The sequence below is a fragment of the Giesbergeria giesbergeri genome (assembly GCF_054779375.1).
Window position 1 is genome coordinate 692412 of sequence record NZ_BAAGYJ010000001.1, and the last position, 10784, is coordinate 703195.

The following is a 10784-nucleotide window of genomic DNA, read 5'->3' on the forward strand; positions in this document are numbered from 1 at the left end:
CAACCCCATCTGCGATGGCAAACCTCTATTTTTTCAAAACCAAACTCTGTACCCAATCTAACTGCCTAGGCAAGCACACAGTTTGTAAATCGTAATGCTGCTGGGCAAATGAGCGGGCATTGGCACCTAGGTGCTGGCGGGTGATAGGGTCGGTCAGCAAGCTGCACACCTCGTTGGCTAGAGCGGCTGGGTCAAAGAAATCAACCAAACGGCCTGTTTGATTTTGCATGATGGCCTCATGCAGGGGCTGGGTGTTGCTGGCAACGATGGCACAACCGGTGCTCATGGCTTCTAGCAGGCTCCAACTGAGCACAAATGGGTAGGTAAGGTACACATGTACCGTGCTGAGTTGCAACAGCGGAATGAAATGCTGGTACGGGACATGGCCCAAAAAATGCACTCGGCTCCAATCGGCATCACTGATACGCGGGCGTACCTCGGCAGCAAAAATATCTTTCCATTTGGCAGCACCGTAACGCTGTGGGTCAGGTTTGGCCCCATAGCTCACATCATCCCCCCCCACCATCAACACACGTGCCTGTGGGCGACGTTGCAACAGTTCAGGCAATGCGCGCATGAAGGTGTGATAGCCCCGATACGGCTCTAGGTTGCGGTTGACAAAAGTGACTACCTCATCTTGGCGTGTGAGGGTAATGACTCCAGCAGCCGTATTGAGCGTGAGGGCTACCTGTGGGTTGGGGGCAATGGTTACCGTATCAATGCCATCATGGACGACGGTGATTTTGCTGCGAAACGGCTGCGGAAAAGTGCTGGCCTGCCACTGGGTAGGGCTGATACCCGCATCGGCCACTTCAAAATGGAGCAGATTGTTCAGGTTTTTCAAGCGCAGGCGACAGGCATCACCGGTATCGGTGGCCGGAAACTCTGGATCGAAGCCCACATCCGCCCCTTGCGGATGGTAAAAAAACTCGCAGTAAATTCCTAACCTGGCTTGGGGCCAAACCTCTTTCAGGAACAAACTCTCACCCCAACCGGGGTGGGCAATGATGACATCGGGCATAAAGCCTTGGGCCTTGAGTTGCAAGGCAGCCCGAAAACAAGCCTCGGCCCGAATGGTTTTGGTCTCAAAGTCCACTACCCACGGATGCACCTGCGGCGTGCTACCCCGGCTGGCCGTATAGGGCACCAACTGCACCCCCTGCCAATAGCTGGCTTGCACCTTTTGCATAGTCATCGCCAGCACGACATGGCCCTGCTGCACCAAGGCAGGAGCCAAATGCTTGAATTGGCCTGGGAAGTTTTGGTGGATAAAAAGAATCTTCATTGCGAGTGGTCAGCTCTTAGGAGAAGTCAGCGGAAAATGCGCTTGGGCCAGTGCTCGCATCTCGGCCTCGGTACGGGCAGATTTGCTGGCCACCGCAAATAAATCAAAAAACGGTGCCCGACCACGGGCCATACTGGCAACCGTTTGAAAACCGCAGGCACGCAGGGTACCATCCAGCACATTTTGCGTAAAACCGCAGCGGTGGGCCATATAGAGATTACCCTGAGCCATAGAGTGACGATAACCGTACAGAATATCTATGGGGGCAATCGGGCCAGCTGGGGATGTATAAGCTGCCTCCAACAATTTCCCCTCTGCTACTAAGGCACACACACTTTTTAAATCGGGGCAAGTAATAATAGCAAAACCATCTGGCTTGAGCACCCGCAAAAATTCTTTGAGCGCAACGGGCACCTCATGGGGATACAAGTGCTCTATATTATGGCTTGAATAAACAGCATCGACAGAAATATCAGCCACCGCTGTCATGTCGGTCATGGTACCTAATAGATCAGGCTGAACAGATTCATCGATGTCAAAACGCAGTTCATGCCAATTAGATTTATAAAATCCTGGGGTGGTTTGATTTTTACGTTTTTGACCACAACCAACATGTAAAAAAATTGGCACTTTCAATTTCCTTCTAATGGTCGGATTCACGATCCAATTAAAAGGCCTCTGCCATCTACAAGATGGCAGAGGCCAGACTATTTCTTATCAACACCCCTCAAAATGATGAGAAATGTTGACGAAGAAAATTAAGCCACAAACAGAATGTCAGTTCCGGTCAAGGTCAAACCAGTACCAATCAAAGCAATGTCAACCACTGCTGTGGCACCTGCTGTACCGTCAACGTCGATAGACAAAAGACCTGTTGTGCTGTTGTACAAGAACTGTGCAAAGGCTGCGGTTGCAACCTGTGCACCAGCACCTTGAACAAGCGCACCAGCAAGCAAGGTAGAACCGTTTGTTGTCAATGGAATGGTAGTGACCAAATTACCAGCCACACCGACAAAACCGGTGATCGCAGCAATATTGCTATAGTCAAAACGCAACACATCACCATTGAGACCAGCGATTGGTGCATTGTCAAGAGCAGTCGTGTTTTGAGCAGCAGTACCGTAGTCGGTAATAGTTTCAGTCACGCTCCAATCAGCCACAGTCTCGTACACAAAGATGTCATTACCTGTACCGCCTGTGACGGTATCGGCACCGGCACCACCAGTGATAACATCAACACCAGCACCACCCACCAAACTGTCGGTACCAGCACCACCACTCAAGGTATCGCTGTTTGCACCACCCGTGATGGTATCGTTAGCATTACCACCAGTGACACTTACCGTACCATTGGTTGCAAAGGCCGTTGAAGCATCAAAAGCAAGGGTAGAAGCATTATCAATTGTGACCTTCAGCGTCTGACCTGCAAATGCAGTGCCTGACAACACGTCAGTACCCACACCCCAATCGGTAATTTCATCAGTATCTGCTGCTGTAGTAGTAATGATAAAAGTGTCATTATCAGCACCACCAGTCATGGTATCGTTACCAGTACCACCAGTGATAGTGTCATTACCGGCACCACCCACCAAACTATCGGTACCAGCACCACCCACCAAACTATCGGTACCAGCACCACCACTCAAGGTATCGCTGTTTGCACCACCCGTGATGGTATCGTTAGCATTACCACCAGTGACACTTACCATACCGTTGGTTGCAAAGGCCGTTGAAGCATCAAAAGCAAGGGTAGAAGCATTATCAATTGTGACTTTCAGCGTCTGACCTGCAAATGCAGTACCTGACAGCACGTCTGCACCCACACCCCAATCGGTAATTTCATCAGTATCTGCTGCCGTCGTAGTGATATCAAAAGTGTCAGCATCCGCACCACCAGTCATGGAGTCATTTCCTGCACTACCAATCAAGGTGTCGTTACCTGCAGCTGCACTGATCGTATCGTTACCAGCCAAACCATCAATACGATTGGCACTTGCATCACCAACCAGTGTGTCATTGCCGAGCGTGGCTCCAGTCGCAAAAGAACTCACATACAACAGCTTGGTCGCAGCATCATAGGTCACGCTATTGGTAGCATGACCCATCAATTTAATAGCAAAGTCACTGGAGGTATCGTAGGCACCATTGCCATTCAGATCAAAACGCAACTCAAGATCCGCACCATTAGTTACCGCAGCAATGTTAGTAGTGGCACTCAAAGTAGAACCAATCGCTACATTGGCTCCTGCACTACCCAGCACCGTACCAGTCACTTTCAAAGCGTTCAACACTGCTGTGTCAAGTGTGATGACATCGCTAGTTGCACCCAAAGAAGCACCCACGCCTTGGACACCATAAATGGTGTCCACATCGCCTGCACTCAGATCACCTGTACCCAAAGCTGTTGCTGTATACACAAACACATCACGCTGTGCCGTTGCACCTGCATCAACCACAATGGTGTCACTACCCTTGCCTGCACGGAAGGTATCGCCAGAGGTAGTGCCATTGCCGGTACCAGTCAACGAGTCGTTTTGCGCCGAACCGATCAGCAGCGCGCCACCGCCAGTAACGTCTGCGCTCAGGTTGACCGTGGCACCAATGTCACTGCTGCTGTTAACCAAACCGCTGGCATCCACTTCCGTCAGGCCAGTGGTCGTGGCATCGGTGGTGATCGCAATAGCATTATCACCAGTGATCACCAGCTTTTCCAAATCAGTCGCAACCAATGTCGCAATCGAATTCTGCTCGGTTGCAGCAGCAGTACCATCGCTGGTGGACTTGAGGTTAAGCACGTCCACATTAACGAAAGTCAGAGTTCCGACATCGATACCATCGGCATCTACACCCGTACCTACTACACCGCTGTTATTGTTCAGTTCAATGGTGGCAGTATCGGAAACACCACCAGCCAAGAACGACTTTCCAGTCAGCGTAATATGGTCGGTTTCGTCAGTCAATTCCAGCTTGGTATTAGCCAAGGCACCTGCATTCAGGTTATTGACTGTGAAAGTGTTACCAGCAGTAGTCTCACCACCCGAAATCGTCAAACCTGTCAGAGCATTGTTGGCGATGATGCTATCCACATCATAGATGGGGCTGTTATTCACCGTCGCACGCACTTCCAACACCTCAAAACCCTTAACATTCGCGGCGTTGGTGGTCGTCAACAGAGTAGAGGCACCTGTGACAGCCTCTGAAATGCGCAGGGTATCAGTGCCAGTACCGCCATCGAGCTTGTCATTGGCGGTCAGGTTCGCACCTTGCACATCCACACGGTCATTGCCCGAACCGCCAGCAAAAGTCACATTGATACCTGCACCATCGTCAAGCACCACGCGCACGCCGCCGGAGTTGTCAGTGGCGGTGAAGGTAGTAACGCCTTCGATTTCATTGGTGATGGTCAGTTGCTTGTCACCCTTGAAAGTAATGGTGCGCAGGTTGGCCAAGTTGGCTTGTTCGCCACCATCATCGTAATCACCATCCGCATTGCCATCGGTCAGCACTTGGAAGTCATTGATGGTGCTAGCACCGGTGCCAGTCGTGGAGACTTCGTAGGCCGAGAAACCATCAGTGATATCCAACACGTCCAGACGGGCTGCTTCCAAGTTGATCTTGGCAGTGCCAGTGTTCTTGCCAGATTGGTAAGTCACCTTCAAGTCAGCAGGGGCTGCTGTATTGCCACCGACCACACCGATAGCCGCATTAGCACCCACGTTGGTCACAGTCAGCGTGGAGGTGCTGTTGTTGTTGGTCAGGTTTTCCAACTCAGTTACGTTGATGGCGTTAAACACCACTTCGTTAGCTGTGTTAGCGTTCTGCACCTTGAAGGTTTCAACTTCGCGCGAGGTCAGAATATAAGTGGCATCGGCACCGGCAGCAAAGGTCAGGCGGGCGGTGTCTTTGCCGCCGTTGCCATCGATCACATCAGCCGCTTGCACCGAGGCGTTGTCACCAATGAAGGTGTCATCGCCGCTTTCGCCAGCCTTGGCATCCGTTTGGTTGGTCAGGGCCAGTTCCAGCGGTGCAGCAGCGTCGTCGGCCGTGTTGTTGGTCACGGTCACGGACACATTTTGCGTCGTGGCATTGCCTGCACCGTCGGTGGCTTTGATACCCAGTGTGAAGCTATTGGGCAGGGTTTCAAAGTCGTTGGCAGCACCTGCCAAGCCAGCGGCGGTCAGGGTCAGCTTGCCTTCATTGCTGATGGCAAAGAAGCCTTCGGTGTTGCCCGACACAATGCTGAAAGTAGACACGCCTGTGGCATCGGTAGCCACCACAGTGCCCAGCACATCTGCGGCGTCATCGGCAAAACCTTCCTTGTAGGAGATGGTTTGGCCCGCAGCAAAGGTGGGAGCAGTCACGTCGGTCACCAAGGCGGCGGCAGCGATGGCGGCCAGGGCATTGGGGGTGGCGGCCTTGTCGGTCAGGCTGGTGCCGGTGTAGTCAACGGTGTAGCTTTGGCCAGCGGAGGGGGCCGAAGCCAGGGTCAGAACGACCGACTTGCCTTGCACTTCCACCTTATTGATGGTCACTTCACCAGCGCCGCCAGCGATCTTGACCTTGAAGTCGGCCACGGCAGGGCTACCTTGCAGGTCTTCATTGAAAGTCAGGGTGGCAGTGGTGCCCACGATCACAGCAGAAGTCAGGGTGGGGGCAGTGTCATCCACATCCTTGACTTCGAGCTTGACTTCAACGGCGTCGGACTTGTTGCCTGCAGCGTCCACGGCCTTGACCTTGAGGGTGAAGGTGTTGGCGGCAGCGGTGCCGGTGTCGTCTGCATCGTTGGCGGTGGAGGCCAGGCCAGCGGTGGTCAGGGTGATTTTGCCGTCGGCGCTGATGGCAAAGAAGCCAGCATCGTTGCCTTCGGAAATTTCAAAGCCAGTCACGGCCTTGTTATCACTGGCGGTGACGGTGGCCAGCACGGCATCGGCTACTTGGTTTTCGTTGTAATTGACGGTGGCTGTGGGGGCTGTAGCCACAGGCTTGACTGTATCACTCTGTGGATCGGTAGTGGCTGTATTGGCAGGGTTGATCGAGTAGGTATAGGACTCGGTTACTTCAGTATTCCAAGCAGCAGCCGCAGCGGAGAAAATGGCCAGATCGCCGGTCGCACCTTCCAAGTTAGCCAAGATTTGGCCCAGTTGCAGCACCACGACGCCACGGGCATCGTTGCCTACGGAGGCGAAGTAGTCGGTCAGGGCAGTGACCAAGTCGGCATTGGGCAACACGCCCATGTTGCCCAGCACCTTGGTAGCCAAATCGGCATCGCTCAGGCTAGAAAAGCTTTGACCGAACTGTGCAGCAAAGGCGTACTGACTGGCTGGAGTAGCACCTGCCGCCTTGACTTGGTTCTTGAAAACCAAATTGCCGGGGGTAGTATCGTTGAACGCACGGTTCAGGAAAGTAACAACGGCGGCAGCGCCGAATACGGTTTGGGACATGAGTCTCTCTTTGCGAAGTTTCGGGTAAAAACAAGTTGATCCACAGGGATTGCCTATGCGGACTATGACAACATCCACTGGCAAAACACCCACCTGGCTTGCTTGACCATTATCACATGGCACCTTGCACAATGTCCTTGTCTACACTCACGGCGATACCGTTGTCGTGGCTTGGAAGATACAAGCTTTGTGAGTGTTGCTGGGGAACACCTCCGCCCAAACCTCACCCCTACCGCATAGGCTAGGTTACACGTCTACCCTATCCCATTCAATCCACATCAATGCCTACATGAAAAAACCGCCTTACCCCCGAAGGGATAAGGCGGCAGACACAAACCGAGTTATGAAACCCGGTGGTGTGTGGCTTGATTACCGCGCAATGTTGGGTTACACGCAACCCAACTTACGAGAAAGATTAAGCCACGACAGTGAAGGTGAACACATCGGTAGCAGCGTTGTACACCAAGGTATCGTTCGTACCCGTACCCACCAAAGTGATTTGGTAGTCAGCACTGGCGGTATAAGCACCGTCACCGTTCAGGTCAATTTGTACGACCATATTGCCACCAGCTTGTGCGGCAGCAACGTTAGTCGTGGCGCTCAGGGTTGTGCCATGGATGTTGACGTTACCAGCCGATGCACCCAGAACCACGCCACCGCTCTTGAGCAAACCTTCGAGAGTCGCCGAGAAGTCCAAGGTCACGGTATCACCAGCCGCAACACCTGTCAGGGTAACGGTGCTGGCATTACCGGCCTTGACATCACCGGCATTCAGGGCAGTAGCATCAAACTTCAGCGTATGCGCCGCAGTACCACCACCCTGAACAGTCACAGTGTCAGTACCACCACCCAAATACAGAGTAGAAGTCAGGGTCGCAGCATTGTCGAGTTTGATAGTGTCGTCTTGGGCAGTACCCTTAACCAACAACGAGACGATAGCAGACGCACTTGTGTCAACAGAGAACGCAGCACCGTTCAGGCCAGATGCATCAATTTCAGTCGGCAGAGTGCCTGCAGCAGTGGCGAGAGAAATCGCTTCGTCGCCAGTGATAGCAATTTTTTCCAAATCGGAAGCAGCCAAGGAAGTGATGCTGTTTTGCTCTGCACCACCAATGGTTTTGGTTGGAGTGCCATCGCTGGTGGACTTGAGGTTAAGCACGTCCAAATTAGCGAAAGTCAGAGTTCCGACATCGATACCATCGGCATCTACACCCGTACCTACTACACCGCTGTTATTGTTCAGTTCAATGGTGGCAGTATCGGAAACACCACCAGCCAAGAACGACTTTCCAGTCAGCGTAATGTGGTCGGTTTCGTCAGTCAATTCCAGCTTGATGTTAGCCAAGGCACCTGCATTCAGGTTATTGACTGTGAAAGTGTTACCAGCAGTAGTCTCACCACCCGAAATCGTCAAACCTGTCAGAGCATTGTTGGCGATGATGCTATCCACATCATAGATGGGGCTGTTATTCACCGTCGCACGCACTTCCAACACCTCAAAACCCTTAACATTCGCGGCGTTGGTGGTCGTCAACAGAGTAGAGGCACCTGTGACAGCCTCTGAAATGCGCAGGGTATCAGTGCCAGTACCGCCATCGAGCTTGTCATTGGCGGTCAGGTTCGCACCTTGCACATCCACACGGTCATTGCCCGAACCGCCAGCAAAAGTCACATTGATACCTGCACCATCGTCAAGCACCACGCGCACGCCGCCGGAGTTGTCAGTGGCGGTGAAGGTAGTAACGCCTTCGATTTCATTGGTGATGGTCAGTTGCTTGTCACCCTTGAAAGTAATGGTGCGCAGGTTGGCCAAGTTGGCTTGTTCGCCACCATCATCGTAATCACCATCCGCATTGCCATCGGTCAGCACTTGGAAGTCATTGATGGTGCTAGCACCGGTGCCAGTCGTGGAGACTTCGTAGGCCGAGAAACCATCAGTGATATCCAACACGTCCAGACGGGCTGCTTCCAAGTTGATCTTGGCAGTGCCAGTGTTCTTGCCAGATTGGTAAGTCACCTTCAAGTCAGCAGGGGCTGCTGTATTGCCACCGACCACACCGATAGCCGCATTAGCACCCACGTTGGTCACAGTCAGCGTGGAGGTGCTGTTGTTGTTGGTCAGGTTTTCCAACTCAGTTACGTTGATGGCGTTAAACACCACTTCGTTAGCTGTGTTAGCGTTCTGCACCTTGAAGGTTTCAACTTCGCGCGAGGTCAGAATATAAGTGGCATCGGCACCGGCAGCAAAGGTCAGGCGGGCGGTGTCTTTGCCGCCGTTGCCATCGATCACATCAGCCGCTTGCACCGAGGCGTTGTCACCAATGAAGGTGTCATCGCCGCTTTCGCCAGCCTTGGCATCCGTTTGGTTGGTCAGGGCCAGTTCCAGCGGTGCAGCAGCGTCGTCGGCCGTGTTGTTGGTCACGGTCACGGACACATTTTGCGTCGTGGCATTGCCTGCACCGTCGGTGGCTTTGATACCCAGTGTGAAGCTATTGGGCAGGGTTTCAAAGTCGTTGGCAGCACCTGCCAAGCCAGCGGCGGTCAGGGTCAGCTTGCCTTCATTGCTGATGGCAAAGAAGCCTTCGGTGTTGCCCGACACAATGCTGAAAGTAGACACGCCTGTGGCATCGGTAGCCACCACAGTGCCCAGCACATCTGCGGCGTCATCGGCAAAACCTTCCTTGTAGGAGATGGTTTGGCCCGCAGCAAAGGTGGGAGCAGTCACGTCGGTCACCAAGGCGGCGGCAGCGATGGCGGCCAGGGCATTGGGGGTGGCGGCCTTGTCGGTCAGGCTGGTGCCGGTGTAGTCAACGGTGTAGCTTTGGCCAGCGGAGGGGGCTGAAGCCAGGGTCAGAACGAGTGACTTGCCTTGCACTTCCACCTTATTGATGGTCACTTCACCAGCGCCGCCAGCGATCTTGACCTTGAAGTCGGCCACGGCAGGGCTACCTTGCAGGTCTTCATTGAAAGTCAGGGTGGCAGTGGTGCCCACGATCACAGCAGAAGTCAGGGTGGGGGCAGTGTCATCCACATCCTTGACTTCGAGCTTGACTTCAACGGCGTCGGACTTGTTGCCTGCAGCGTCCACAGCCTTGACCTTGAGGGTGAAGGTGTTGGCGGCAGCGGCACCGGTGTCGTCTGCATCGTTGGCGGTGGAGGCCAGGCCAGCGGTGGTCAGGGTGATTTTGCCGTCGGCGCTGATGGCAAAGAAGCCAGCATCGTTGCCTTCGGAAATTTCAAAGCCAGTGACACTGACGTTATCGCTGGCAGTGACGGTGGCCAGCACGGCGTCGGCTACTTGGTTTTCGTTGTAATTGACGGTGGCTGTGGGGGCTGTAGCCACAGGCTTGACCATGTCCAGCAGCGGATCTACCGTAGCAGTATTGGCGGGGTTGGTCGAATATTCAAACGACAGGGTAACTTCATTGTTCCAGGCAGTAGCGGCGGGAGCGAAGATAGCCAGATCGCCAGTAGCGCCTTCCAAGTTGGCCAAGATTTGGCCCAGTTGCAGCACTACGATGCCACGGGCATCGTTGCCCACGGAGGCGAAGTAGTCGGTCAGGGCAGTGACCAAGTCGGCATTGGGCAACACGCCCATGTTGCCCAGCACCTTGGTGGCCAGATCGGCATCGCTCAGGCTAGAGAAGCTTTGGCCGAACTGCGCAGCAAAAGCGTATTGACCAGCAGAAGAAGTGCCAGCAGCAGCCACCTGGTTTTGGAAGATCAGGTTGCCGGGAGCAGTGTTGTTGAACGCGCGGTTCAGGAAAGTAACGACGGCTTCTGCGCCGAATACGGTTTGAGACATGGTCTTCCTTTGCGAAGTTTCGGATGAAAACAAGTTGCTAAAGAGGGCCTGCCTTGGGGGGCTGGTACACCAGCCACAGCAAAACCCCACCTTACCAAGTTTGCCAAGGCATTATCACACGCAGTGCCGGAAAGCAATGCACCTGAACAACGCGGGTTTAGCCAACTTGGGGGGCAGTGTAGCGCGGGCACCACGCCCAGATGCGTGACCGGGATCACAGGTTGTGCGCGGCAGTGGCGACAAGGCAGAAAAG

At 53.7% G+C, this 10784-nt stretch carries 4 protein-coding genes; all 4 read right to left on the reverse strand.

What is annotated here, in order from left to right:
- Window positions 1-25: 25 nt before the first annotated feature.
- Window positions 26-1285 carry a glycosyltransferase gene (locus ACYVB2_RS03180; protein WP_382429099.1) on the reverse strand — a complete coding sequence of 420 codons (1260 nt, stop codon included), beginning with the start codon at window positions 1283-1285 and terminating at the stop codon, window positions 26-28.
- 9 nt (window positions 1286-1294) lie between these two features.
- The gene (locus ACYVB2_RS03185) at window positions 1295-1945 is read right to left on the reverse strand and encodes a class I SAM-dependent methyltransferase (protein WP_382429097.1); all 651 of its coding nucleotides are present in this window, start codon (window positions 1943-1945) and stop codon (window positions 1295-1297) included.
- A 98-nt stretch (window positions 1946-2043) separates the two neighbouring features.
- The gene (locus tag ACYVB2_RS03190; RefSeq protein WP_382429095.1) at window positions 2044-6726 is read right to left on the reverse strand and encodes a beta strand repeat-containing protein; all 4683 of its coding nucleotides are present in this window, start codon (window positions 6724-6726) and stop codon (window positions 2044-2046) included.
- Between the two features lie 415 nt (window positions 6727-7141).
- Window positions 7142-10531 carry a beta strand repeat-containing protein gene (locus ACYVB2_RS03195; protein WP_382429093.1) on the reverse strand — a complete coding sequence of 1130 codons (3390 nt, stop codon included), beginning with the start codon at window positions 10529-10531 and terminating at the stop codon, window positions 7142-7144.
- Window positions 10532-10784: the final 253 nt, after the last annotated feature.